The following is a 25,017-nucleotide window of genomic DNA, read 5'->3' on the forward strand; positions in this document are numbered from 1 at the left end:
GGGTATACCGCTTCTTTTGCGGATTAGAATTTGTGTCGGATACCGACGACCGCTAGAACCTGCTTGCTGTTCGAGGAGGCGTCGTTGTAGTCGCCGACATTCGCCGTGGCGGCGACTACGGCGGTACCTGCCGAATTCAACGTTTGGCCACTTGCCTTCGTATAGCCCACGATGCCGTATACGTCGGTTCGCTTCGACAGGAAATAGTCGATGCCGGCAGCAATCTGGTGGTAATTCGCGGACGCGGCACCTGTTGCTTTGGTGAAGCCGTAATTGATGGCAGCGTTCAGGTCGGGACGGATTTGATAGGCCAGGTAGCCGCTCGCCACATTGAATTTCTCTGTATCGTGGAACACAGCGTTCGGCACATACGTTTTGTATTCGGAGTTGGAATAGCGGGCGCCCACGGTGAACTTGTCGAACGCATAAGACACCGCCGCATGCACGGTCTGGAAGGATCCGGCACGGGCCCCGTAACCGGCCGTCACCAGACTGCCGTCGTTGATGAAACCGCCTGATGTCGCGCTGCTGCCATTATCGTTCTTCGTGAACAAATACCCGCCCGCAAGGTGCAACCCGCCTGTCGCATACGAAAGCGCAGCACCGAATGTTTGCCCGCTGCTCATGCTGCCAGCAACACCACCAAAGCCATACAACGCCTCTGCCTGCATGCCACCAACCGTAGGCGAGACGTATTTCACCGTGTTGTTCACACGAATGCTGTTGTCGTTGTTGTCGGCATCCCCTGGTGTGGTGAAGAATGCACCAAACACGCCGTCGCCCGTGATGCCTTGGACTTGGTCCGTCACCGGGTCATACTGCCTTCCCATCGTTACCGTACCGTACTGCGTGCTGCCGAGGCCGACCCACGCTTGACGTCCGAACTCACGGCCGCCATTGCCCAAAGCGCCATTACTGAGATTGAAGCCATTCTCCAATTGGAACCGCGCGCTAATGCCGCCGCCGAGATCTTCGACACCCTTCAAGCCCCAACGGCTGCCTGACATGGTGCCACTTGCGGCCGCCCATTGGGTGCCACCGCCCACGTTATTGCCATATGCGATGCCTTCGTCCGTCACGCCATACAGCGTAACGCTGCTCTGCGCGAGTGCCGGTACTGCGATGAGCGCGCCCAAAAGCGCGAACGACGGGGCGACCAATGGTGTCAGTTTCATGCTTATTTTTCCGTATGCGTGGTTGGCTTATGTGAATGCGAGACCATCATAGGAATGACAAAATCCGGCAACAAACGAGATTTCCGCCGCCGAGTGATGAGAAGAAGTCATGCACCATCTTATGTAACGCGATCGAGCCAGGCCTTTACGGCGTGATTGAACACATCCGGTTGTTCAAAATAGGCTGAGTGACCGGCATCCTGTATTTCAAGGAATTCGGCGCCCGTCGTCGCGGCGGCAAGCGCGGCGATCTCCTGGGGCGGGAATAGCACGTCTTCGTTGCCTGCGACGAACAATATAGGTAGCCCGAGTGCCCCGAGCTCGGCCGGTGTCGCTTGCGCCTGCTCGCCCGTCAAGGACCGTACATTTGTCTCGTTAAAGCTTGCTAAAGCAGTGTAAAGGTAAGACTGTGCCGGCGCGCGTGCTTGAAACGTTGGCCCAAGCACACGCTCCAACTGCGTGAGTGCATTGGCGCGGGCGACAACAGGTGCCATCCTTGCCGCCATGTCTGGCGGCAATTGGAGGCCGACCATCGTATCGGCTAGAACCAATGCGCTGACTCGGGCTGGATGCCGTATCGCAAAGTGGATGGCTGTCCCGCCACCCATGGACTGAGCGATCAATACCACTCGGTCAAGCTGCAGCGCGTTGAGCAAGGCGTGCAAATCGTCGACGAATGCACCGCGACCCGCGGCTTCTGCATCGGTCGAGTTGCCAAAGCCACGGGCGTCCACGACCAGCAGACCGACCTGTGTACGCCAGGCGGCAATTTGATGGAACCAACTCGCGTGATTACCGCCTACGCCGTGAAGTAGTACCCACACCGGCTTGGCCGGCTTGACGGCCTGAGTTGCCACGACGGGAGCCTCTACGCCATGCAGTTCGTAATACAGGCGGCTTGCACCGCGATTCAGGTAAGGCATGCCACTTCCTCAGTTGGGGTGATGCGGAGGGCGTCTGCGCGCCACGACGGCAAACAAGGCCTCTATCGCCGCCGGTCGTGGAGCTAGTCATTATGCGTAGCGCTATGCATGCCGGACAAACGCCTTTTTCTCAGGTCACCATGACGTCAGATCATCCGTTTCATTGGGGTCGGCCAGCGTTTGCCTATTGGTTCGGCAAGGCATTGACGCGATATGCGATCCGAACCGCCGGGGATTCATGCCGGCATGTCGATGCCGCCGAGTCTGGCATGAGTTCACCTCATCGCGCTGCGCGAAAAACTCCGTTGTTCTTTGCATTTGCTCTGCCTAGAATGCATCGCCTAACCGGGAGACGTTTGATGATGGGCATGCAGGTTCGCCACGCGCTACGCGTTGGCATTGCCGGGCTCGGCACAGTAGGCAAGACATTGGTCGAGATGATCGAAGCGGGCGATCCCGCAATCCAGGTGACAGCGGTTGCCGCCCGGTCGCCCGAGCGGGCCCAGGCGTGGCTCGGCGAACGCCGCTGGCGCGTTGATGCCCCCGCGGTGGTTGGCTTCGACGCGATGCCAGCGCTGTGCGACGTCGTGGTCGAATGCGCCCCATCCCATCTGTTGGCCGCAATTGCCACTCCGATGCTTACCGCGGGTAAGATCGTCATCCCGCTGAGTGTGGGTGCATTGCTCGACCGCATGGACCTAGTCGACATTGCCCGGGGGACAGGGGGCCAGATTTGCGTACCAACCGGTGCGCTACTTGGTCTCGATGCCGTGACGGCGGCGGCGCAAGGTACCATACGGTCGGTTCGGATGGTGACGCGTAAGCCTGTAATCGGCTTGCTAGGTGCGCCGTTTCTCGAACAGAACGACATTGATATCGCCGATATCAAAGCACCGATGCGAATTTTCGAGGGCACACCACGTGAAGCGGCTGTTGGGTTTCCCGCCAATCTGAACGTGGCGGTGGCACTCGCACTCGCGGGGATCGGTCCGGACGCGACATCGCTTGAGATATGGGCGGATCCAGGATTGCAGCGCAATACACATACCATTACTGTCGATGCCGACTCGGCCAGTTTCACGATGACCATCGAGAATATCCCGAGCGAAAACCCGAAGACGGGCCGAATTACAGCGTTGAGCGTTCTGGCACTTCTACGCAAACTGCACGCGCCGTTGCGAGTGGGTACGTGATCAATCGCCCGGAAGAGCATGGACTGCCGCAGCGACCCCGGGTGGTCGATTGTGGCCATGCTCATGGCGAGCGCCCTCTTCTTTTTCAGGATCGGAAAATGATGAACAGCGACATCGGTAAAGATTGCGCAGTTGAACACGGGTTTTTTGCGCCGCGACGTCTGGCACACGCCAACGTCTTCGTCTCGGACTACCAACGGGCTAGCCGGTTTTACCGGGACGTATTCGGTTTTGAAGAGGTGTATAGTCAGCCCGACAACAAGGCATCCTTCATTAGCAACGGCAATACCTATCATGACTTCGCGCTGGTGGACATCAATAGCCGCTACGCCAAGCCTGGTCAGAAACCGGATTTGAATCACTTTGCGTTCGAGGTCGAGAGCGAAGCTGCCCTGGTCGCCGGCTATAAGGCTGCCATCGCCTCTGGGGTGTCGTACAAATCGACCGAAGATCATGACGTTGCCCACTCTTTGTATCAAAAAGATCCCGATGGCAACGAAGTGGAAATCTATGCGGACATGGTCGCGGACTGGCGCTCCGAACGAAAAGGGGTGTTCAGCAAGAAAAAACCGATCTGGATTCCAGGAGAGACGAATATTCCATTGGACAAACACTATTATCCAGTCGATCCCGAAATTCGTTCTATCCCTGACTCCCTGGTGCATGGTCGACGCGTCACGCACATTGCACTGGTGACGCGCGATTACGCAGCCATGCTCGCCTTCTACACAGGTATTGTTGGCTTGCGCGTGATTGCAGGCGGCGGTGCCGACGAGTATGCGCTGCTCGCAGGTACGCACAGCATGGGTGATATCGTTTTGTATCGCCCCGGCCTGGCTTCGAATTTGCCCACCCATCATATCGGGGTGGAAGTCACGAGCCTGGCTGATCTGGACGCGGCAGCCACGCGTATTGCCGACTTTGGTGCGCAGGTGATCGGCCGCTTTTCACATCCGGCGCGCGACGTGGTTTTCGTTACTGATCCGGACGGTTTGCCGATCCAGCTGTATGTCAACAAAGCGTGGCGACCGGAAGTAATCGCAACGATTTCGCCGTCGGAACGGCCATATTTGGTGTGAATGCGCGTGGCATGCCGTTCCGTATTAGAGCGTGGCATAGATTCGGGGCGCATCGCCCTCCCCCGTCGTCGCTTCTGCCGGGGGCACGTCCGTCGCATCACGTTGGCTGAAAATCCAGTCGCGGAACGCCTGCACCGCGTCGGTATCGGCCTGGTGCTCGCGGCAGAGAAAGCAGTACGAACCCGCGCTTTCTTGCGCCAGATCCAGTGGCACGGCAAGCCGGCCGGCGTCGATGTCGGCGGCAGCCAATGCCTTCGGGACCAATGCGATACCGGCGCCGGCCAGTGCGGCCTCTAGTACCATGAAAAAATGCCCATGCGCGGGCGTTTGCTCCGGGATTGCGTACTCGATGCCGCTTGCACGAAACCAATCGGGCCATGCGTGAATCCGGGTGGCCATATGCAGCAGCGGTAATTGCGGAATCTCCAGCAACTGTTCGGCACGCTGGAGTGGGGGCAGACGTTCCAACAGGCTCTTGCTACATACGGGAATAAGAACGTCGGGCATCAAGGGATAGCAGCGGACATTGCTCCAATCCTCCGTCATCTGGATATCGATACGCGGCCGCGGGCCATTCGACGTCTGAGGAGAGTCCGGAATCTGCCCGACGCGGATGGCAACATCAATATCCTCGCGCCAGAAGTTGATCGGGCGAATAGAGGTGATCATCCGAATCTCGATATCGGGATGAGCAAGAGCAAAAGATGGGAGGCGCGGTATCAACCAACGCATCGCAAAAGTAGGGAGCACGTTTACATTCAAGATACGGTGACGCTCTCGATTCACCAGGCGCAGCGTCGCCTGCTCGACCCGGTCGAACGCCTCGCGTACAACCGGGAGGTACTCGCGACCGTGCTCGGTGAGATCGACGGTACGGGTAAGCCGTCGAAACAAGGATACCCCCAGCGCGTCCTCCAGGGACTTAATTTGACGGCTGATCGCACCTTGGGTGACGAACAATTCGTCCGCGGCGCGACTGAAGCTCAGGTGCCGTGCGGCCGCCTCGAATGCACGTAGCGAGTTCAGATTGGGAAGTCGTCGAGCCATTTTGTCGCGTTCTGGATGGTGCTGAGATAAGCAAACCGTGAATATTGTCGCACGCAAAAAAAAACGAGAGGTCAATAAGATATTAAAGATACATCAGATGACCTGTGACATTTTTCGAATATGAATTTCACGCGCAGCCCTTGTTGTCGAAACGAAATAATTTCATGCACGTTGTTGTTTTTTATTACTTATTTATTTCCAGGCACATCGCCGTGACGCCTTGCCTGACCGCTTCCCTGATTGGATTACTCCCGGTTTATCGCCCATGACGACTCCACACCCTGTTTCTTCTCTGCCGCTGCCTTTTCTGTGCAACCCAGATTACCCATTTGCAGACGTTTGGCGTATGTCGCTGCAAGCCGCCATGCCGCATGAGCGAATCGTGCCGTTCTTCGCGCTGACTGACGCTGAAAGAGCCAAGTGCACAGTGGCCATCGCTGCCAATCCGCCGTCTGATCATGTACGCGCGTTACCGGCCTTACGATGGGTCCATAGCGTATGGGCGGGGGTGGAAGGTCTTGTTGCCGATCTATCGATTGACGCGGACACTCGTGTTGGCGGGCCGTTGCGGATCGTGCGGCTCGTCGATCCCGCCTTGGCAGAAACAATGTCGGAAGCGGTGCTGGCATGGACGCTCTATCTTCATCGCGATATGCCGTACTACGCGGCGCAACAGCGGACGCCCCAATGGTTGCAACGGGATTATGTTCGTGCGGCGGATAGATCGGTCGGGCTGCTCGGTGTCGGCGCATTGGGCGAGGCGGCTGCCAAGCGTCTGGTGGCTGCGGGTTTCAAGGTCAGTGGGTGGAGCCGCGGACGCAAGGCGATCGAGGGGGTGCAATGCTTGTGCGGTCCCGATGAAATGCATGCGATGCTGCAGACAAGCGACATTGTGATTTGCCTCCTACCGCTGACCGCGGAAACGCGCGGCGTGTTAGGTTCGGAGGCACTCAGCGCGTTGAAACCCGGAGCCGCTTTGATCAATTTCGCCCGAGGCGCCATCGTCGATGACGATGCGCTTCGGGCAGCGCTTGATTCCGGTAGCATCTCTCATGCGGTACTGGATGTATTTGCGCAGGAGCCGCTTCCCACGGCCAGTTGGCATTGGTCACACGCACGGGTGACAGTGCTGCCGCATATCGCCGCCCCTACGGATCGACTCAGCGCGTCAGCCATCGTCGCCGCGAATATCGCGCGCTTTCGTAACAACGGCAGCATTCCTGAGGTCGTCGACTTTCAACGGGGTTATTGATCGCACTGCTCACGCAGGATACTGGGTTGCAAAGCCCACGTGCACTTTGTCGGCATCCTGCTCTAGCGTTTTGATCGAGTCGCTGAATACATCACTTTCGCGAGAAACACGGTCTGCCGAACACCGTATGTATGCCCGATTGTTACTTCGCAACCATGCCATAGCGCGCGAGGATCTTGTTCAAAGTGCCGTCGGCGCGCATTGCATCCAGTGCGGAATTGATCTTGTTAAGCAGATCCGTGTTACCTTTTTTCACACCAAATGCGACACCGAATGATTTCATTGGCTTGTAACTTTCCACGACATGCATGCCTTTAAGCGCCCCTGCCGCTTGCTGCGCCTTCACAATAGGGTAATCAGTCATGCCCAACGCGATACGCCCTAGCGAGACGTCACGCGCCATATCGGCGGGGTTGTCGTAGATCTTCACCTCTTTTGCAACGTTCATTTTGATAATCGAGTCAGCGTAGTCAGTGCCCGCCATGACGCCAACTATGTCGCCAGAAAAATCCTCGGCCGATTTATAGTCTTTTTTGTTTGTATCGCGTACGAAAATGCCTTCTCCAAAAGCCGTGACGACTTGCGAGAAGTCAATAACTTCCGCGCGTTTGGGCGTGGGCGTCATGCCCGCGACTATCATGTCGATTTTTCCAGCAATGACCGACTGGATCAATGCCGGGAAAGGCACAGATTGAAAATCGAGAGTCAACCCTTCTCGCTTTGCTATCTCCGCGGCAATCTCTGGCATATAGCCGGAAATCTTGCCAGTCTTGGTATCCAAATACGTGGTGGGGGCACTCGACGGAGGCGATCCGGCGATGAGTTGCGCGGAAAAAGCCGGTCCAACGGCGCCAATGGTAAGCGCCACGGCAACCAGCGTGCGTCGCATGCCGCTAGAAAGGCAAAAAATGCATTTTTTAAAAACCACCACCGTATTAGGAATCATGATGATATGTGTACCTGCGGGAGCAACGCGTTGAGAATACCGGCCAACCGCGGGAGCAGGCCGAATCACCTGACATCAATGTGCCCGTTCAGTATAGTGAAACTTTGCAGCGACGCAAGGAGATAAAAATAATCTAAAGAATAATGCCTATGCATGATGGAAACTACCAATCATATTCTTTTTGACCAATATTTTCGTTCACTATACTGCACCCTTCGACTTAATGATGAGCCGATACTTTCGACAGGAATCAATATTGTGCGGTGGTCCAACGTCGTCGAATTTTTTCCGTATCTGTTGCAGGGCGCATTGGTCACCATCCAGATTGGGATCCTTTCGTTGCTCTTAAGCATGCCATTAGGGTTGCTTTTAGCCGGCGGAAAATTGTCAAAGCACAAAGCCGTGTCTCTGCCAATGTCATGCGTCATCAATGTCGTTCGCGGCGTTCCGATGATCGTGCTGCTCTTCTACATATACTTCGTTTGCCCCGATATCGGAATCAGCCTTAGCTCGTTCTCTGCGGCTGTGGTCGGACTTGGATTTGCATATTCCACATATGTTGCGGAGATCTTCCGTTCCGGCATCTTGTCCGTCGATACGGGTCAGATTGAGGCGGCGCGTTCCATCGGCATGGGACGTTTTCACGCGTTCCGGCGGGTGGTATTGCCGCAAGCGTTCAAGGTCGCATTGCCGCCGTTTTCGAGCACTATCGTGATGCTCATCAAGGACTCAGCCATCGCGTCGACAATCGCGGTGACCGAAATGACAAGACAGGGCCAATTGCTGGCGGCCTCAACTTTCGACAACAGCACGGTCTATACGATGGTGGCCTGCTTCTACCTGGTAATGACGCTCCCGTTGATGCAGTTGACGAAGTACATGGAAGCCAGGTATGGCAAACATCGCGGGAATTGACATGATTGAAATCACCAACGTCCATAAAAAGTTTGGCGCGGAGGAAGTGCTCAAGGGGATTTCAATGCACGTCGCCGAGGGCGAGGTTGTGTGCTTGATCGGTCCGTCCGGTTCGGGAAAATCAACGATCCTGCGATGCATTAATGGCCTTGAGACTTACGATAGCGGTCAGATCGCGGTATTTGACGAAATAGTCGATACGAGAAAGCGTTCGATTAACAAGCTGCGGCAAAAAATTGGGATGGTCTTTCAGCGTTTCAACCTATTCCCACATCGGACCGTGCTCGAAAACGTGATGGAGGGGCCGGTACAGGTGAACAAAGTACCAAAATCCGAAGCCCGTGCACGGGCTGCCGCATTGTTGGAGCAGGTTGGCCTTAAAGAGAAACTGCACCACTTCCCCGCCCAACTGTCTGGAGGGCAGCAGCAGCGTGTTGCCATTGCCCGTTCGCTGGCAATGGACCCCCGAGCCATTCTTTTCGATGAACCGACGTCTGCCCTAGATCCGGAGCGCGTGGGAGAAGTACTACAAGTCATGCGGAATCTTGCCGCCAACGGCATGACCATGGTTGTCGTAACCCACGAAATGCAATTTGCAAAAGAAGTGGCCGATCGCGTGTGCTTTCTGTCTGATGGAAAGATTCTCGAAGAGGGTCCGCCGGCCCAAGTGCTGGGCGATCCTCGCGAAGACCGCACCCGGGAGTTCCTGAAACGTATTCTCCGAACCGGAGAATAATGAATGAGATTCAGCAAAAATGCGTGTTCGGCAAAGTTAAGAATCGTGGCAGATGCACGGGCATGTCATCACTTGGCACAACGACGCTTGTAGGCGCATCACCATGAGAACCGGCGCGACTGCGAATTCTCGGATAGCTTCTATCGCGCGGTCAAGGAAATCACCCGGCGGTTCAGCGCCATTCTCGGCGGCTTTCGTATAATGGAAATCTGCAATGCTTAGACTTGAAGAAGTTTACGACACTCAGGAATTCTCGAGCACTGCCGATGTGGTCGTGCTTGGCGGCGGAATTATTGGAACATCAACGGCGTATGCATTGGCCCGGCGCGGCATTTCCGTCGTACTGGTCGACAAAGGCATCGTCGGCGGTGAGCAATCGGGGCGAAATTGGGGCTGGGTACGCCAGCAAAACCGGCACATATTCGAGTTACCACTTGCAATGCGTAGCCTCCGTCGCTGGGGCGAGTTGCGAGACGAAATCCAGATCGACCTAGGATTCCGCCGCGAAGGCATCCTGTACGCTAGTAACGATGAAAAAAGCATCGCCAAGTGGGAAGCGTGGGGTAACCGTGCGCGCGAATTGGGTTTCGTAAGCCATATGCTGAGCGCGTCTGAGATTGCAAATAAAGCGCCGCTAGGCAGCCCGCGCTACGGGGGCGGCGTCTGGTCCCCGGATGACGGACGCGCTGAACCGTCGCGAGCGGCACCGGCACTCGCTGAAGGGGCCAAGCGCCTGGGCGCGAAGATCTACCAAAACTGCGCGGCGCGCGGCCTTGATCTCACAGACGGACGAGTCACCGGTGTGTGGACCGAGCGTGGTCTGATCAAGGCCAACAGCGTAGTGTGTGCCGGGGGGGCATGGAGCAGCCGCTTCTGTAAGCGACACGGAGTGGCATTGCCCGCAGTAAACGTTATTGGCACGGCGATGCGTACGTCGGTTGCACCGAACGTCATCAACGGATGTTTCAATGGCCCGGATTTCGCACTCCGCCGACGGCTAGACGGTTCGTACACGCTGGCTATTCCTGGGTATGGCCGGATTGATCTCGCACCGCTCGGCATCAAGCATGCTTTGAAGTACTATCGCAACTATCGCAACGACCTCGGCAAGAAACTTAAATACCGTTTCTCGAAGCCTTGGTTCGAAGGCCCTGAAGCGTCGCACTCATGGGACTTCGATAGCGTTTCGCCGTTCGAACGCTGCCGCGTGCTGGACCCGAAACCCGATCTCGAATTTATCGACGCTGCGCTCAATAACGTTAAGCGTGCTATTCCAGCGTTCAAGGATATGAGGATTGTGCATGCATGGGCTGGTGCGATCGATACGACACCTGATCTGATCCCGGTCATCTCTGATGTACCGAAACTGCCCCGATTTTACGTCGCGAGCGGCTTCAGCGGTCATGGCTTTGCGTTGGGCCCGGCAGCGGGTGAACTGATCGCTGATATGGTCACGGGCGCCAAGCCTATAATGGATATTTCGCCGTACCGCTTGAGCCGTTTCATGGACGGTACACCCGTAAAGGTACCGGAAATGATGTAACGGGCGCGCCGACAAGGGTTGTGAGGTGTTCGGCGCTACGCACCTGCACCATGCCTGTATCGTTGCGAACGACGGCGGCCATCAAACCTAGGTCCTAATTCTCGATGGATTAGGGGGCGGGTTGGCAGCGCGACGGCTGAAAACGGGACGCCTTGCCGCAGCGCGACCTTTTCGCATAAATGGCGCTGTCGTCCGAGCGATTATCGAACGAGAGATAGACGCCTGCCCCGGCTATGTCTGGACGAGGATAGTGTCATTCGTGTGACTCGAGCGCCAGTAGTCGGCACACTACCGATGGCACGCCCCCTCGTCGTGCCTGACAGAATTTGCCAGTCTTGCCGCTTCCCCTCGAAACTCCTCCGTGTAGCGACGATTCGGCACGTTCTTTTCGCCCGTCCCGGCATTCGTTCAACAAATTATCTGACCTCTCTGCTGTACGTCGTTTCCGGGCATGGTCACTCCTTTTTCGTTACGTTGGACATCTGATTGCCGGGTGCACCATTGGTCAATCGAATGTGACCACATCCTTGAAAATCAGTTGACCCCAGCGATTTCCGCGTGCCTGCACAAGCAACCCACCTTCGGAAAGACCGCCAAGTTTGATGGGCGAAAAACCTAACTCATCCGCTAATGCGGCAACCCGCGCTGCCGCGGTGTCGTCGTCGCTTGCCAGGAACACGACACGACGCCCCCCCTTTACGGAAGGATCTTGACCGAGGACAGCAGAGCCCAAATGATTGAAGCCCTTAACCAGTTTTGCACCATTGAAGGCCTGCTCAACGGCCTTGGAGGATGGACGTCCTCCCAATTCCTCAGGAGACACGCCGTAAGCATTCGTCACGTCGATAATGGTCTTTCCATTCCAAGACGGAAGCACTTTTGCGACCTCCTGATGCGAATCGAAACGCACTGCCAGAAAGAGAATGTCGGCTTTAATGGCCTCCGACAGCTTTGTAGGAATGATCTTGGGTCCGATCGCGGCCGCGACGGATGCAAAATTTTCCGGGTCACGGGTGGCAGCAACGGACACTTCGATGCCTTTGCGGGCAAAGGCCTTGGCCAAAGCCTGGCCGATATTGCCAAATCCAATGATTGCGTACCGCATATATTTCCCCCTTTATTAGTGTTGTAACCACGCACGCCCTGCAGTGCTATGCGCCGTTGACCAAGTGCCGTAGAGCATCATGCGTTACAGTTGCGCTAGGCCACCGTCAACCGCGAGCTCACTGGCGGTCATGAAACTGCTATCAGTCGATGCGAGAAACGCTGCCGCAGCCCCAATCTCCGACGGATCAGCCATGCGCTGAAGCGGCGTCATCGACGCGTAGATTTTCTGGCCCTCTTCTCCAAGCGCTGCCTTCGCGAGGTCGGTCGCCGTTGCACCGGGCGACAAAACATTTACTCGGATGCCAGTGCCCTTCAGGTCTTCCGCCCAGGTCCGCGCCAAGTTACGTACTGCCGCTTTGCTCGCGCTATAGGCGGTCATTCCCGGTGCGCCAGTAGTACCCGCACTCGAGCCGGTCAGGATGATCGAGGCACCCGAACGCATCAACGGGAGCGCCTTCTGGATCGTGAAAATCGTTCCCTTCACATTGGTATCGAAAGTCGCATCGATGTGCTCGACAGTGATCTGACCGAGTACAGCCTGACTTCCTGCGCCTGCATTGGCAAAGACAATATCGAGTGTTCCGCGCTCTGCCTTCACTGCCGCATAGAGGCGGTCAAGGTCGTCCAGATCAGAAACCGAGCCTTTCACCGCGCGCGCATTCGGGCCGAGCTCGGCAACCGCGGCATCAAGCACTTCTTGCCGGCGGCCGAAGATGAAGACGAAAGCACCCTCTTCGATGAAACGCTTTGCTGCGGCAAAACCAATGCCTGTAGCGCCACCAGTGATAACTGCGACTTTACCTTGAAGCTTTTCCATGATTTCTCCTGTAGTGCTATCGAATAGCGTATGTATTCCAATTTTCACAATTTCGAGGTATCTTATGGATCACTGATCCACATTTATCATGGAATATATGGATCACTGATCCATTTGTCAAGAATTTATATGCGTGCCGATGCCAGAAAGAATTACAACCATGTCCTCGCCGTCGCCCGAAACGTCGTTGCTGAACATGGCGCAGATGCCTCTATGCGCGATATTGCCCGTCAGGCGGAGGTCGGCTTGGCGACGCTGCTGCGTCATTTCCCAACGCGGGAAGCCTTATTCGATGCGTTGCTACGTGAGAATTTGGACGCGCTGACACAGAAGGCGCTTGCACTTGAAACGTCAAAACCACCAGGCGACGCACTGATCTCGTGGTTTCGTGAAGGGGTAGCATTCGTTCACAGTTACAGCGGTGTCACGGCCTTGATGGCCAGCGCCCACGAGGACCCAGACTCCGCGCTCTACGCATCATGCAAAGCAGTACACGAATCGGGCGCACGACTATTGCTACGAGCCCAGAAACAGGGAGAGGCGCGAAGCGATATGGATGGCGTTGACTTGTTCGCTTTAATGTCGTCACTCGGCTGGCTCGCCGACCAACCCGCGTTCGAGCAACGAGGTGATCACCTCTTGGACCTCATTTCGAGCGCCATCCTGACAGATCGGCCTCGCAAAGTTATCAAGAAGGCAAGTGATCGCTAGAGAGATATCTGGGCACGGACGCTATAGCACGCCAGCATTAAGGCTCTGTCGCAAATAGGCCCAACGGATCGGTCAACGTATTCAGCTCAACAATCTGATGACCGGTGATTAGCAAGCGGAAAGGTCTGGAGGCGCTGTTCGATGGGCGACAGTTTGATCAAGAAATCATCATTCTCTGCGTGCGCCGGACTACCTTTAGTCATCAGCGTGCGCGGCGAAACATCGAGGAGCAGCGCACGCTTCTGCCACTTTCCGGAAGCTGGTTTATGGGATTTTGCCAGAAGCCTACCCGACGCGAACCAGCAGCTTTCCAAAATTACCACCCTCTAGCATCGCCGCGAATGCATTCGGCGCACGCTCCAGGCCGTCAACGATATCTTCGCGATACTTAATTCTACCTGCGGCCACTAGCGGCCCAATCTCGCGCTCGAAGTTGGCGTAGTGCTCAGCGATGAATTCCGTCTGAATAAACCCGCGGACCAACAGGCTTTGCTTCAATATCGTCAGCATGGCACTCGGCAGTTGGTCGACGGCCTGACCACGCTCGTCGTTGTAGTACGCAACAAGGCCGCACACAGGTACACGCGCAAACTTGTTGAGCAAGGGCAGCGTTGCATTCCACACTTTTCCGCCCACCAGTTCGAAGTAGACGTCGATACCGTCAGGGCAGGCCTTGGCCAACTCGCTAGCGAAGTTTTCCGAACGGTGGTCGATAACACTATCGAAACCTATTTCCGAGCGCGCAAAATCGCACTTATCCTTGCCACCGGCAATACCCACCGCACGGGCGCCCCAGAGCTTCGCGAGCTGACCGACCATAGACCCGACTGGACCGGATGCAGCCGCAACCACAACGGTTTCACCCGGCTTCACTTGGCCAATTACCTTCAGTGCGCTGTATGCAGTAAAGCCAGGCATACCAACTGCCCCGACTGCAGTCGATGTCGGCGCACCGTGCGTATCAAAATGGTTGATAGCGGCGGCATTCACGACGGCGTGTGTGCACCAGCCAGTAAACGCACGTACAACGTCGCCAACCTGGAAGTTCTGATGCTTTGACTCGGTAACCTCACAAATTGCCTCACCATCCATTACGCCGTTGATCGGCACCGGTGGCGCATAAGATTTTGCATCGTCCATGCGCCCACGCATGTAAGGGTCGAGTGAGAGAAACTGCACGCGAAGCGCGACCTCTCCATCTGCCAGTGGTGGAAGCTCATACTGTTCCAGACGAAAGTTTTCTGGAATTGGACGCCCCTTCGGTCGGCTTGCTAGCACAATACGTTGGGCGAGAGACATAAAAACTCCTAACGAGGTAAGGGGAGGGTCCGGCCTGTACGACCTACCCCTTCGTCAATGAATGTTGGCTGTCAGTGGGTGGCGCGACGCCTTCGATGACAAAGACACGATAATCAGCCCCGAGATGCCGGTGCGTCGCCGCATCCTGATACGCTGCACTTTCATACCAGCCCCGAGCCTCGTCGACGGATGCGAACTGCAGAATCACCACGCCATCCGGACGCGGTCCCTCTAACGCCATCAGGTCGCCGTAAAACGCGATTGGGGTGATGTGATGACCTGCACGCGCGCTTGGTGCCAGTTGCGCATACCTCGCCATTTCCTCTGGGTTGTTCACTCGCTCTCGAATCATTACGACATAGGCGCTCATCGTGACCTCACTTGCGAATCAGTACCGTCTTCGAATTCGTGAAAAGCAGGCGCTTTCCACTAGCCAGATTACACACACCGAAATGCGATACGGCGCTGACCTGCTTACCCGCGATGCCAGGGTATAAGGGCCATTGAATACGTTGTTGGCGACGACGCCTTCAAATACTGCAGGAATTAATCGTGCCGGGTTTTGATTTGGAGACTGGGTTCAATGCGAGAGCTGCTGGATGAGTAGCGCTGCGGCCGCTTCAGACGACGCCGGGTTCTGCCCCGTAATCAACAGTCCATCCTCAACCACATAGACGCCCCAATCAGGTCCTTTCGAATAGACACCACCGTTTGTCTTGAGCATATCCTCGACCAGGAACGGGACGACGTTGGTCAATCCAACCGCGTCTTCCTCGGTGTTCGAAAAGCCCGTAACGCTTTTCCCTGCTACAACCGGCTGACCATCTGCTGATTTGACGTGACGCAATACCCCAGGAGCATGGCAAACCAGGGCGACCGGCTTATTTACGGCGAAGAATGCTTCGATCAGGCCAATAGAGGCGCGGTCTTCGGCCAGGTCCCACAGCGGGCCGTGGCCGCCCGGATAGAACAAGGCATCGAAGTCGGCTTGCGAAACGCTATCCAAACGCACCGTTGTGGCCAATTGCGCTTTGGCGGCAGCGTCTGCCTCGAATCGATGCGTCAACGCCGTTTGGAACATTCGCTCATTGCTCTTCGGGTCCAACGGCGGCTGACCGCCCTTAGGCGAAGCCAATACAATTTCGGCGCCCGCATCCTTGAACGCGTAGTACGGTGCAGCCAACTCTTCCAGCCAGAAGCCAGTCTTCTTGCCCGTATTTCCCAGCGCTTCGTGAGAGGTCAGAACCATCAAAATCTTCATTTCGCAACTCCGGATCAACGTAAAAAAAACAAATTTAGTAGACCAGTCGTCTAGCAATAAGACACATCAAATTAGACTGGTCGTCTAGATTAATGTACAGCACATTCTGAATCTTTGCCTGAACCTTATTTTCCTGCTAACCCAAGAAGTAACTGGGTGGCTATCATTGCATTACGGAATGGCTTGTTGTTCCGAACAATTTTCGCCATGACACTCGCCCCAAGCCACATTTCGTAAAGGCTTTCGGCAATAACTCGCGCATCCGCCTGGACACTCAGCGAACCCTCGGCCACACCTGCCTCAATCGTGTCAGCAATGCGCCGTACAATGCGCGACGTCCCGCGGTCTAGTGCCGCGCGCATTGCGTCAGAGAAATCCGCCACCTCCGCGCCGAGTTTGACCGCCAAGCACTTTCCCTGACACTCAAGGACGGATTGGTTCTCCTCCCACTGCGTCCAGTAGCGGATCAACCGCTGCGCCATCGTCTGGTCCGCCGCACTCAAAAGCTCATCAACTTCTGCCAAATAGTCAGTGAAATAATGGTCGAGCAGCGCTTCACCGAATGCATCCTTGGATGCAAACCAATGGTAAAACGAGCCCTTCGGCACCCCACTCGCCGTTAAAATCTCATTCAAACCCACGCCGGAATACCCTTTGCCGGCCATAATGCGCCGGCCGGTTTCCAGGATTTTCCGACGGACATCCGACGTTTCGTGAGTAGCTGACGTGTTCATAGATCCACTATAGATCAGATTAGACCAGTCGTCTAGTTCCTCTACTAAGCGCCGCGAACAACAGTCATCAACGAATCTGGAACAGATAACCGCGGCGGCGATTGAGCATCGCCAGGTGAAGCTGCTCCCATATGTCTGAGTGTTGCCATTCGCGTAATCGGCGCCAGCACGTCATACCCGAGCCGAAACCCCGTTCTCGGGGGCGATTTTCCCGTCAATTGAAAGAGCGACTGATATCGCCCAAAGATTTTTCGTAGCATCAGTCAAGACCATTCGTCAGAATCATCGTCGGCTTAGCAGACGCCGTATTCTCGATCGAGATCTCATAATAGGTAAGTGGGCCGCAGACGTATGTTGATCCCCGCCCCACCGCGCGGAACCAGCACGGCTTATTATGCCAAGCTCGCAGGCGAATTAATGCTGCCGGTACCGATATGCCAAGGGACGGCGTAAGACACATCTTTAAATGATTAAGGGGCGGGTTGCCATTAGCCACTCATTGCGGTCACCCCGATGCTTTGTAAGTTGCTGCAGGGCTTCAGCGCTGAGCCCGTTTTCTGCCACGCTTATCCGCAGCAGGCGGTGATTCTTCGCTAAATCGCGGGCCTCCGACTCAGGCAGCCCCACATCATCGAGCGCAAGGTATTGCATTGTCGGGTGCGTGCCGAAAGCCGCCGCAAGTCCCCGGTCAATCGTGTTCCTGCTCAAGTCCAGACGCTTCAACGCTCGATTCTTAGCAAAATATACCAAGGTTGATGCATCGATTCGGGTGCGTTCGAGTCGGAGATTTTCCATCGACGGATGCGCCGCCAATGCACGTGCACCCTGGTTTCCAAGACGGTTGAAGCTGAGGTCGAGACTTTTTAGTCGAGGGTTTTGCGCAATGAGCGCTGCGCCGGGAGCATCCACATTGCAACAGATGGCTTCCAGATGACGCACAGAGGGATGACGCGCGAATGCCGCGATGCCTTCGCTATCGACCTCATTGAAGCTCAAGCTCAACGTTTGCACGGTGCGATTCCGCATGGCGAACGCGATTGCCCCATCCCTGAGAATGCCGCATGAACGCGCATGCAACGTGTTGAGTTGCGCGCCGCTGAGTGCTTCAAGCCCTAGATTGCCAATAGGATTTTCATCGATATCCAGTGCACGCAGTGTAGGTTGACGGGCAAGTGCTCTCGCGCCGTCGAAGCAAATGTTATTTCCCGAAACATCGAGCGATTGCAGGTGGGTGTTTGTAGCGATGACTCGCGCTTCCGGATCGTCGAGCCCCACTGAACGAAGTCCGACATGCTCCAGCGTCGTGTTGCCTGCCACATCACGCAAAACCGCCATGCCGAAGGCGTTCGCACTGACATCCAGGGCGCGGAGGCGTGGATTGGCGAGCAGCGCACGTACCCCCGCGTCGTTGGCATGATTCGCCGCAATATTGATGCGCGTTAGCGTGGGATGCTCGGCGAGCGCGAGTGCGCCAACGTCGTGAACATCGCACTCCATGGCATCTAGCGATGTGAGCTTACTGCTTCCGTGCGCAACGGCCGTATCGGTCAATATACGCGTGCCAGTATCCCCGAAGGGATTGTCGTTCAAGTTAAGCGATCTGAGTGCCGGATGCTGTGCGAACATGCGGGCGGAAGTGTGCGTCGCGCGATTGCCCTCCAGGTCGATATGCTGCAAACGAGGTAATGCACCGAGGAACGATAGTGCATCGTCGTCGTGACGGCCGTTCAGTAGCGATATTGTCTCGAGTTGTTTCATTTCCCCTAGGTGTGATCGCAGCCCCGCTGCCGTGACGTTAGTGCAGCCTTCCAGGCGCAAGGATTTGAGGTTGCGCGGCAGTTTGCCCAGGTGCGCGTCGGTAACGGTCTCCCCTGATAAGGTAATGTCGTCGATCCCACCCGCGCCGTGGATCCGCAACGCTGTTTCGATATCGGCCGCCTCCGTGATATGAAGTGACCGTGTGCCATACGCTGCTACGCGGTGAAGCACTGGCACGAGTCCTCTTGGATCGTGCTGCTTGCCTGCCGCAAGCCGAAGTGCCCGTCGACTCTCCCATCCCATCTGTTCACCGAAGCCGCGCAGCAGCGTCTCGGGAGTGCCCGGCAAACGGCGTCCCAGACCCTGTAGCGGACCTTCGGCCGAAGACATCCTGCTCGTCAAGACGGGGCGTTGCCGGCCCGTCGCAGATGACGGGGCATTGTCCGGAGCGCTGGTCGCACCGCTTCCGCCTGCTTCACCCATGCCAATACGTGTGTCCATGATTACCCTCTATTGAAAAAGGGCATTTCATCGAAAGCGGCGCTGCGACGCGGTAGCAAAGCGAAGCGACGCGCGTCCAGCCGTAGGCGTCGCATGGGCCCTTGAGCAAAACTTGCTTGGACATTGTCACGTGACGGTACTCACGCCGCGGATTGGTCCTTCAGTTCCAAGGCGCGCGGTGTCGCAACTTTTCGCCAAGAAAGACCAGATTCTCGATCAGAATCTGGTCGAGAATTTTTGGTCGTTCTATAAACGCAAGGCCGATCATCTAAGCCGGTGCTAGGTAAGGCTGGCAGGCCAAACTGTCACCAATAAGTGGCACTCCCTTATCTTCATTGTTTCCTGGCAGTCATCGACGAACCGCACGTTGCCCGCACTGTGCAGAAGGGGCGGACGTCGCGCTTACGACGAAGTGATTGACACTCCAGTGCAAAATGCAGGGTAGTTGCAGGTAGCGCACTTCATTCAGTTCGAGTGATCTCGAGGAGATTCATGGGTGCCCACAGTAGAACGACTAGCCGATTAATGCTTTGACGCCGAGCACGGCGATGAATATGGGGACCAAGGTCAGCGTGTACCTTATCTACTTTGATCGTCCGATTCGGCCACTCTCGGATAGATGCCGTACGCCCGACGTGATGAGATACGCTAGCACGCCGATGACAAGCGCGGAAAAAATTGCGTGTTTGTTCATGTTCAAGATTTTATGTAGGCTGATCTGGTCTTAGGCTGCATCGATAAGTTGCCCAACGACAGACCGATGCCAGTCCATGGTCGCAAATAATAGACTCTCTTATTTCTTAAGGACGCTATGTTAATGACGTCAGAATGAGCGTACCTTTGCTTGCCCATCCGCTATAAAGCGAATCAACATCGTCAACCTCGATGCAGTCGAAATCATTGCGATCGCCTGTCGTCGATGCTGGCAAAGCGCTGGGACAATTGTGCACTTCTTCCGACATTATCTGAGCTGTATCATCCGCGTTGATTGTCGAACTTCGACCATACCAGGGACGCAAGCCTGGACACACAGACTTTGACCGGAGTATGCGCGGTATCGAGCACAATGTCAGCCGCGAGAGGTGCCTCATAGGGTGCGGAAACACCGGTGAAGGCCGGAATTTGTCCACTGCGCGCTTTTGCATAAAGGCCCTTCGGGTCCCGGCTTTCGCACACGTCCAGTGATGTCGACACATATACCTCCACAAAGCGATCTTCCCCAATGATCGCGCGCGCCATTTCGCGATCGGCGAGCCTGGGCGAAATTAGTGAGGTGATAACAATCAGGCCAGCATCATTCATGAGTGCCGCAACCTCCGACACCCGGCGAATGTTTTCGTTGCGGTCATCATCGGAGAACCCTAGGTCGCGGTTTAAGCGGTGACGCACATTGTCACCATCCAGTACATAGCACGCGTGACCCAACATGACCAATTCGCGCTCCAGCGCATAAGCGATAGTCGACTTGCCAGATGCAGGCAACCCTGTGAGCCAGACGGTCAACGGTTCCTGGCTCAATAGCGCTGCCCTGTCACGCAAGCTGACATAGCCTGACGCGAGTTTGATATGGCGGATCGCTGCTAGATGATGTTCCATGGAGTAATCCTGCCTCCGTAAGAAGTCCGTAGCCAACTGTTCAGTAGCATGCTAAAGCAAGGCAGTCTGCGTATGAGTGCACGTGCGCCAGGCTAATCAGCCCGTATGCTGTGGGTACCGGTGCGGTTCGTGAGATTGTCCAAATAATTGCGCAGCCGGGCTTCCCGCTCAGCGGGATCCGAAGGAAGCGCCCGCTTCTGCGTACCCGTTGCTCTCCCATGCAAACGAGGATAGGGTTGCTCCGGAATAGCCACGCCCAGGAACGCACACAACGGCGCCCAACCTGCTTCCGATGAAACCACGAGCAGTCGCTCTGCTGGGACGGCATCAATGACGGCCTGATTCCAGCGCCGAAAGTAGTCGGTCATGAACGCACGATCGCCGATCTTGTCACCAAAATCCCGCCTCAGAAACCGACTCAACGCTTGTCCCGATTCCCCGAAAAGAGACGCTCCGCTCGCCTGGGAAAAAATGGTCTGGTGGACAGATTCGAACCAATCATCGGCGTCGCGGACCGAAAGGATGACCTTTGCATCCGGTGCAGTTGTCAGCAACTCTTGCCAAAAACAACAGCCGGGGTAATCCACCGTGGCCACGTAGCCATCGAAAATCGCATCCCAATCCGGCTTTCCCTGTATCGCGTCGATCCACAACGGCACCGATTTTCGTGCTGTAGCGCCAACTTCCATAGCGTGATAGCAGGGACCAAAGCCGAGGTATTCCAACGCAATCTTTAATGACAGCGTCCCTGTGCGCCCCAGCCCTGCCCCGATTAGTTTCAATGCCAATTCGACGCTCCCCATCCCGGCCATGCCACCTTGAAATCCTCCGCCGGCTCTGCCCTCGCTAACCGGCGACCGCATCAACTGACGCGCTTATAGACGGAGATTTGCGTTCGACTTTTCGCGTTGAACGGTTCCTGATTCCAGCCGCCCCATCTCGTGTGAAGCCTCATTCCTGCAACACGCGCCATCAGATCCAATTCGGAAGGCCAGACATACCGTCGCCGATGCGTATAGATTCGCGGAACCGCTTCGCCGAGCACGATCACGCGTTGGTCGATCACTTGGCGCACCAAGTCCGTCTTGGAGCACATAAGCATAACTGAATCGTTCTCTGAATCATCCGCCGAGGGCACGTCGAATACGTCGTCAAGGCTACCCGCGCCGTTGAATATGCTGGGGCCTGGGACAGCTGTCTGAACGACAAACGCACCGTCGCCGGTCAGCTTCTTGCTGACGTTCTCGAAGCAACGCAATTGCTCCTCCGCGCTCAGCAAGTAGCCGAAAGACATCACCACGTAGATCAGAGCGAATGGCCCATCGAGCGGAACATCCGCAAAATCCCCGCATACCACCGATAACCGCTCGGCTCCCGGCTTCTCCCTGAGTTTATCGAGCATTCCGGTCGAATTGTCCACGCCATATACATTCAGGCCTTTTGCTGACAACGGTAACGCGATCCGGCCGGTGCCGATTGCCAGCTCGAGCACGTCTGCGCCGCCAGCGATCCGCGAAAGTGTCTCGACACAATCGGCCTTCGAGTTCTCCGGCCAGCGATCATGCCAACTGTCATAAAACGCGGCGTAGGAATCGTAGCTAGTCGGCGCGGCATTCAGCATGTCCGGCAGCCCCCATCGCTTTGTTGCAAAATCGCCCGCTCCGCTGTCGCTAACCACCGGGCGCAATCCTTGCCCAACTCAGCCGTGGCGTGACGATCGTATTCGTCGCTCGACTCGGGCGGTAATACGCCTTGCCACCGTCCGCTCTGTCCTTTGCTGAAGAATGCACGGCCGCCATCCTTCCAGAGACCCGAACCCTGCGGCACGTATCGCGCCGCGTGATGCTTCATGTAGTCGAAGCTGCAGTGCTTCAATAGCTCAGGCCACCGCGACGGGTCGACCGGAGTTGCGATGAATTCCGCGATTCGCCGGAACTCTCCCGGCATGTCGTTCACGAGATTCGCAAAATGCACGAAGAGCACATTGGGAAGGTGCCGGACAGCCCACCATGAGCGCACGTTTTCCCAAAATGGCCAGAACGGTTGCCCATTCATGTTCAGCCAGCCGTTGAAATAAGCAACGACCGAGGAGGGAGGCGCGGAAACAACTCGCAAACGGCCCGTCTGTCCCGTCGATGCGTCCAGGCTCGCCTGAGCATTCTGAGAAATTGCCAACTGATGATCGTAAAGACTCAACGCAATGTCGCGGCCATCGCGGGCGATATAGAGATACTTAGCGCTTTTCGAGAAGACAAGCGCATCGACCGGCAGATGCGTTTTTAAAAAACGACGGTGAGTTTGCGACTCCACGCGGTCCAGCTTGATCTGCTTTTCCGGAAAAACGGAGTCTAGCCACGGCGATATCACGGAAACATCCGTCTCCTCCGCGCCGTCAAATATCAGTTGCGCCACCATCTGCTGCAGCAGTGTCGTACCAGCTTTAGCATAGCTGGCAATGACGATATCGTCGTCCCGGAACCGGAAATCGTTCCAGACCGTCGAATCGAAAAACTTGTTTTCGTACTCCCGCTGCTTTTCCGGGTAGCGTATATCGTTCATCCTGGCCTCGGTCTCGATCTCGTTCAGTGCTCGTTTCGGGGGCAACGCCCAGGGCTAGTCGAATTGGCATTCGCGCGCGCGGCATGGGGCCAACGTCTCAGCGTCGCACGTAAGCGAACGCCTATGGGACGAAGCACCAACGCAGGATAAGGTCGAACGTTGGTGTCCGGTACCGGCTCGATATCGAAGCCGTGCATGAGCGACGCAATAACGACGATCATCTGCGTCATTGACAGATGGCTGCCGATGCACTTGCGCGGGCCGGTGCCAAAAGGGAAGTAGGCATAGCTTGGCAAACCGGCCATATCTGTCTGATCGAGCCAACGATGCGGCCGGTATTCGTCCGGGCTCTCGAAATAGCGCGGATCGCGATGGCTGACCCACTGACTGACCGTGAGCAACGTTCCAGCGGGAACCTCGAAGCCGGCGAGCGAACAATCACGTGTGGCGACGCGCCCGGTCATCCATGCCGGCGGATACAGCCGAAGCGATTCTTTGACGACTGCCTCGGTGAACGGGAGCCTAGAGATGTCGGAAGCGGCGAGCAAATGACCCTGCAGCACCGCGTCGATTTCATACTGAAGTTCGCGTCTGATCTCGGCGTGCGATGCCAGCAAGTAGAGCGTCCAGGTCAAACCAGCGGCCAGGGGTTCGAGGCCGGACATGATCATCGTCGCCATCTCGTCGCGCACCCATGCTGAATCCCCGTGCTCTCCTTCAGAAAGCATCGTGCCGAGCAGGCAAACGCGGTTTGACGGCGACCGGCGGTAGCGTTCGACGATCTCCCCTATCGTCTCGCCCAACTCGGCCCGCGACCTGCGCAGGCGCAGGTTGTTCGGCGTGGGGATGCAAAGCGGAAGCCGGAATGGACTGCGCATCAGTTTCATGATCGCATCGACCGTATCCAAGACTCGCTTGGTTTCGCGCGGATCAGCGGAACCGTCGAATAAAAAGCGGCTTCCAATCTCCATGCAGAGTTGCACCATGTCTTCACGCACATCAAACCTTAGCGGTTCCTGGCGCCATGAAGCAAGAAGCAAATGGCTGGCGGAGCTGGCTTGCTCCACACTCTGAAGAATCGGATCGCTTTGAAATGCCGGTCGAAGCTTGCGTCGCTTATCGGCCCACTCCGATCCGGAACTGTTCATCACCGAAGCCGGAAAAGCGGAATGATTCTGAGTCGTATCGTATGGATCGGTTTTGGAAAAGGTACCGTCTTTATTGTGGAAGATCGTGTGAATCAGATCGGGACGGTTGACAAAGTAGGTCTGCTTGGCGACGCGAACCACGTCCCCATATTCTCTCGAACAATTAAGCAAGAAACTCAACGGGTCTTGCGAAAACGCAATACGGTTACCCAAGACCGGCCCGCCTTTAGGGCCAGGAGGAATACGCTGATAGCTGATCACGGATTCGCTTTGAGCGGCACGGCAAAGGTTAGACAAGGACCCCATCCTTTGCCGCGCGGGACTTAGTAGGTGTAGATATAACCCAGCTTTTGCCAACCGAACATGCGAACCAATTTCGTAATCCCGCCAATCATGCTTTTCATGGGGAACCTCATGGTATGAATTGAGAGTGTGATTGCAACACAAACACTATGCGCAGCAATCGAGGTTAGTCTAGCATACGAATTATGGATTGAGCGCGATACTGCCTCGTCTTGCCATGAACAAAAATTAATCGTGGATTTTCTCAATATCCACGCCTGGTAGTAAATCTAGGACAAAGACAGGAGCGTCGCCACCATGCGAGCTAGGATTCTTGACGTTAGTGAGGGCGAGGTGCAAATGTAGCGTTTTGCCGCGCTAAGACCCAGCACCGGCGCCCTTGGCCGAAGAGGACTTGGGGACTTCGATCATCAC

Annotated in this window: 23 protein-coding genes and 2 pseudogenes; 8 read left to right on the top strand and 17 right to left on the bottom strand. The window is 56.1% G+C overall.

The genetic code is table 11. The features are described 5' to 3' along the window. Positions 1-23 precede the first annotated feature (23 nt). Both SJQ66_RS10005 and SJQ66_RS10010 read right to left on the bottom strand, forming a co-directional pair. Positions 24-1,175, bottom strand: a complete 1,152-nt coding sequence (locus SJQ66_RS10005; RefSeq protein WP_024905867.1) for a porin — start codon at positions 1,173-1,175, stop codon at positions 24-26. Between the two features lie 119 nt (positions 1,176-1,294). Next, positions 1,295-2,098, bottom strand: a complete 804-nt coding sequence (locus tag SJQ66_RS10010) for an alpha/beta fold hydrolase (RefSeq protein WP_024905866.1) — start codon at positions 2,096-2,098, stop codon at positions 1,295-1,297. A 368-nt stretch (positions 2,099-2,466) separates the two neighbouring features. On the opposite strand from SJQ66_RS10010, the gene SJQ66_RS10015 reads away from it, so the two are divergent. Continuing rightward, positions 2,467-3,291: an aspartate dehydrogenase gene (locus tag SJQ66_RS10015; protein ID WP_036013149.1), complete on the top strand. Its 825-nt coding sequence runs from the start codon at positions 2,467-2,469 to the stop codon at positions 3,289-3,291. Beyond that, positions 3,288-4,370, top strand: a complete 1,083-nt coding sequence (locus tag SJQ66_RS10020; protein ID WP_176026098.1) for a VOC family protein — start codon at positions 3,288-3,290, stop codon at positions 4,368-4,370. Before SJQ66_RS10015 ends, SJQ66_RS10020 begins: the two co-directional genes overlap by 4 nt. A 24-nt stretch (positions 4,371-4,394) precedes the next feature. Here SJQ66_RS10020 and SJQ66_RS10025 read toward each other — a convergent pair whose 3' ends face one another. Continuing rightward, complete coding sequence (locus SJQ66_RS10025; protein WP_024905863.1) at positions 4,395-5,417, bottom strand: LysR substrate-binding domain-containing protein; 1,023 nt, start codon at positions 5,415-5,417, stop codon at positions 4,395-4,397. Positions 5,418-5,682: 265 nt separating this feature from the next. On the opposite strand from SJQ66_RS10025, the gene SJQ66_RS10030 reads away from it, so the two are divergent. Beyond that, positions 5,683-6,669: a 2-hydroxyacid dehydrogenase gene (locus SJQ66_RS10030; protein ID WP_024905862.1), complete on the top strand. Its 987-nt coding sequence runs from the start codon at positions 5,683-5,685 to the stop codon at positions 6,667-6,669. 142 nt (positions 6,670-6,811) lie between these two features. Here the strand turns inward: SJQ66_RS10030 and SJQ66_RS10035 are convergent, their stop codons facing one another. Next, positions 6,812-7,615, bottom strand: coding sequence for a substrate-binding periplasmic protein (locus SJQ66_RS10035; protein ID WP_201779165.1), 804 nt, complete (start codon positions 7,613-7,615; stop codon positions 6,812-6,814). A gap of 258 nt (positions 7,616-7,873) precedes the next feature. Here SJQ66_RS10035 and SJQ66_RS10040 point away from each other — a divergent pair, with 258 nt between their 5' ends. From SJQ66_RS10040 to SJQ66_RS10050, 3 genes are all read left to right on the top strand, one after another. Further along, positions 7,874-8,530, top strand: a complete 657-nt coding sequence (locus tag SJQ66_RS10040) for an amino acid ABC transporter permease (protein WP_320534187.1) — start codon at positions 7,874-7,876, stop codon at positions 8,528-8,530. A gap of 1 nt (position 8,531) precedes the next feature. Further along, positions 8,532-9,266 (top strand): amino acid ABC transporter ATP-binding protein, encoded by a 735-nt coding sequence (locus SJQ66_RS10045; protein WP_024905859.1) that lies wholly within the window; start codon positions 8,532-8,534, stop codon positions 9,264-9,266. A gap of 214 nt (positions 9,267-9,480) precedes the next feature. Further along, on the top strand, positions 9,481-10,809 hold the full coding sequence (locus SJQ66_RS10050) for an NAD(P)/FAD-dependent oxidoreductase (protein ID WP_024905858.1): 1,329 nt from the start codon (positions 9,481-9,483) through the stop codon (positions 10,807-10,809). A 505-nt stretch (positions 10,810-11,314) separates the two neighbouring features. Here the strand turns inward: SJQ66_RS10050 and SJQ66_RS10055 are convergent. Next, entirely contained in the window at positions 11,315-11,914 is a 600-nt protein-coding gene (locus SJQ66_RS10055) for an NADPH-dependent F420 reductase (RefSeq protein WP_024905857.1), read from the bottom strand. A gap of 84 nt (positions 11,915-11,998) precedes the next feature. After that, a complete protein-coding gene (locus SJQ66_RS10060; RefSeq protein WP_024905856.1) occupies positions 11,999-12,733 on the bottom strand; it encodes an SDR family NAD(P)-dependent oxidoreductase in 735 nt (244 codons plus the stop codon). A gap of 129 nt (positions 12,734-12,862) precedes the next feature. On the opposite strand from SJQ66_RS10060, the gene SJQ66_RS10065 reads away from it, so the two are divergent. Next, complete coding sequence (locus SJQ66_RS10065) at positions 12,863-13,444, top strand: TetR/AcrR family transcriptional regulator (protein ID WP_024905855.1); 582 nt, start codon at positions 12,863-12,865, stop codon at positions 13,442-13,444. Positions 13,445-13,551: 107 nt separating this feature from the next. Beyond that, positions 13,552-13,629: pseudogene (locus tag SJQ66_RS29875) on the top strand (IS6 family transposase); the annotation flags it as partial. Positions 13,630-13,729: 100 nt separating this feature from the next. Here the strand turns inward: SJQ66_RS29875 and SJQ66_RS10070 are convergent. The 11 genes and pseudogenes from SJQ66_RS10070 to SJQ66_RS10120 all read right to left on the bottom strand — a co-directional run bounded on the left by SJQ66_RS10070 (position 13,730) and on the right by SJQ66_RS10120 (position 24,606). Then, on the bottom strand, positions 13,730-14,743 hold the full coding sequence (locus tag SJQ66_RS10070; RefSeq protein ID WP_024905854.1) for an NADPH-dependent curcumin/dihydrocurcumin reductase: 1,014 nt from the start codon (positions 14,741-14,743) through the stop codon (positions 13,730-13,732). A 43-nt stretch (positions 14,744-14,786) separates the two neighbouring features. Beyond that, positions 14,787-15,113 (bottom strand): DUF1330 domain-containing protein, encoded by a 327-nt coding sequence (locus SJQ66_RS10075; protein WP_320534009.1) that lies wholly within the window; start codon positions 15,111-15,113, stop codon positions 14,787-14,789. Positions 15,114-15,323: 210 nt separating this feature from the next. Continuing rightward, positions 15,324-16,004, bottom strand: coding sequence for a type 1 glutamine amidotransferase domain-containing protein (locus SJQ66_RS10080; RefSeq protein WP_320534010.1), 681 nt, complete (start codon positions 16,002-16,004; stop codon positions 15,324-15,326). Between the two features lie 125 nt (positions 16,005-16,129). Continuing rightward, complete coding sequence (locus tag SJQ66_RS10085; RefSeq protein WP_320534011.1) at positions 16,130-16,738, bottom strand: TetR/AcrR family transcriptional regulator; 609 nt, start codon at positions 16,736-16,738, stop codon at positions 16,130-16,132. Positions 16,739-16,829: 91 nt separating this feature from the next. Further along, positions 16,830-16,949 (bottom strand): annotated as a pseudogene (locus SJQ66_RS10090) (IS5/IS1182 family transposase); the annotation flags it as partial. Between the two features lie 251 nt (positions 16,950-17,200). Continuing rightward, positions 17,201-18,997 (bottom strand): leucine-rich repeat domain-containing protein, encoded by a 1,797-nt coding sequence (locus SJQ66_RS10095; protein WP_320534012.1) that lies wholly within the window; start codon positions 18,995-18,997, stop codon positions 17,201-17,203. 975 nt (positions 18,998-19,972) lie between these two features. Then, on the bottom strand, positions 19,973-20,593 hold the full coding sequence (cysC, locus tag SJQ66_RS10100; protein ID WP_253466016.1) for an adenylyl-sulfate kinase: 621 nt from the start codon (positions 20,591-20,593) through the stop codon (positions 19,973-19,975). A 92-nt stretch (positions 20,594-20,685) separates the two neighbouring features. After that, a complete protein-coding gene (locus tag SJQ66_RS10105) occupies positions 20,686-21,381 on the bottom strand; it encodes a sulfotransferase family protein (RefSeq protein ID WP_024905846.1) in 696 nt (231 codons plus the stop codon). A gap of 74 nt (positions 21,382-21,455) precedes the next feature. Beyond that, on the bottom strand, positions 21,456-22,214 hold the full coding sequence (locus SJQ66_RS10110) for a class I SAM-dependent DNA methyltransferase (RefSeq protein ID WP_024905845.1): 759 nt from the start codon (positions 22,212-22,214) through the stop codon (positions 21,456-21,458). After that, the gene (locus SJQ66_RS10115; protein WP_320534013.1) at positions 22,208-23,152 is read right to left on the bottom strand and encodes a sulfotransferase domain-containing protein; all 945 of its coding nucleotides are present in this window, start codon (positions 23,150-23,152) and stop codon (positions 22,208-22,210) included. Before SJQ66_RS10115 ends, SJQ66_RS10110 begins: the two co-directional genes overlap by 7 nt. A 23-nt stretch (positions 23,153-23,175) precedes the next feature. Next, positions 23,176-24,606: a cytochrome P450 gene (locus SJQ66_RS10120; protein ID WP_081765210.1), complete on the bottom strand. Its 1,431-nt coding sequence runs from the start codon at positions 24,604-24,606 to the stop codon at positions 23,176-23,178. Positions 24,607-25,017: the final 411 nt, after the last annotated feature.

Origin of the sequence: Robbsia andropogonis, from assembly GCF_034047095.1 — a bacterium.
GTDB lineage: Bacteria > Pseudomonadota > Gammaproteobacteria > Burkholderiales > Burkholderiaceae > Robbsia > Robbsia andropogonis.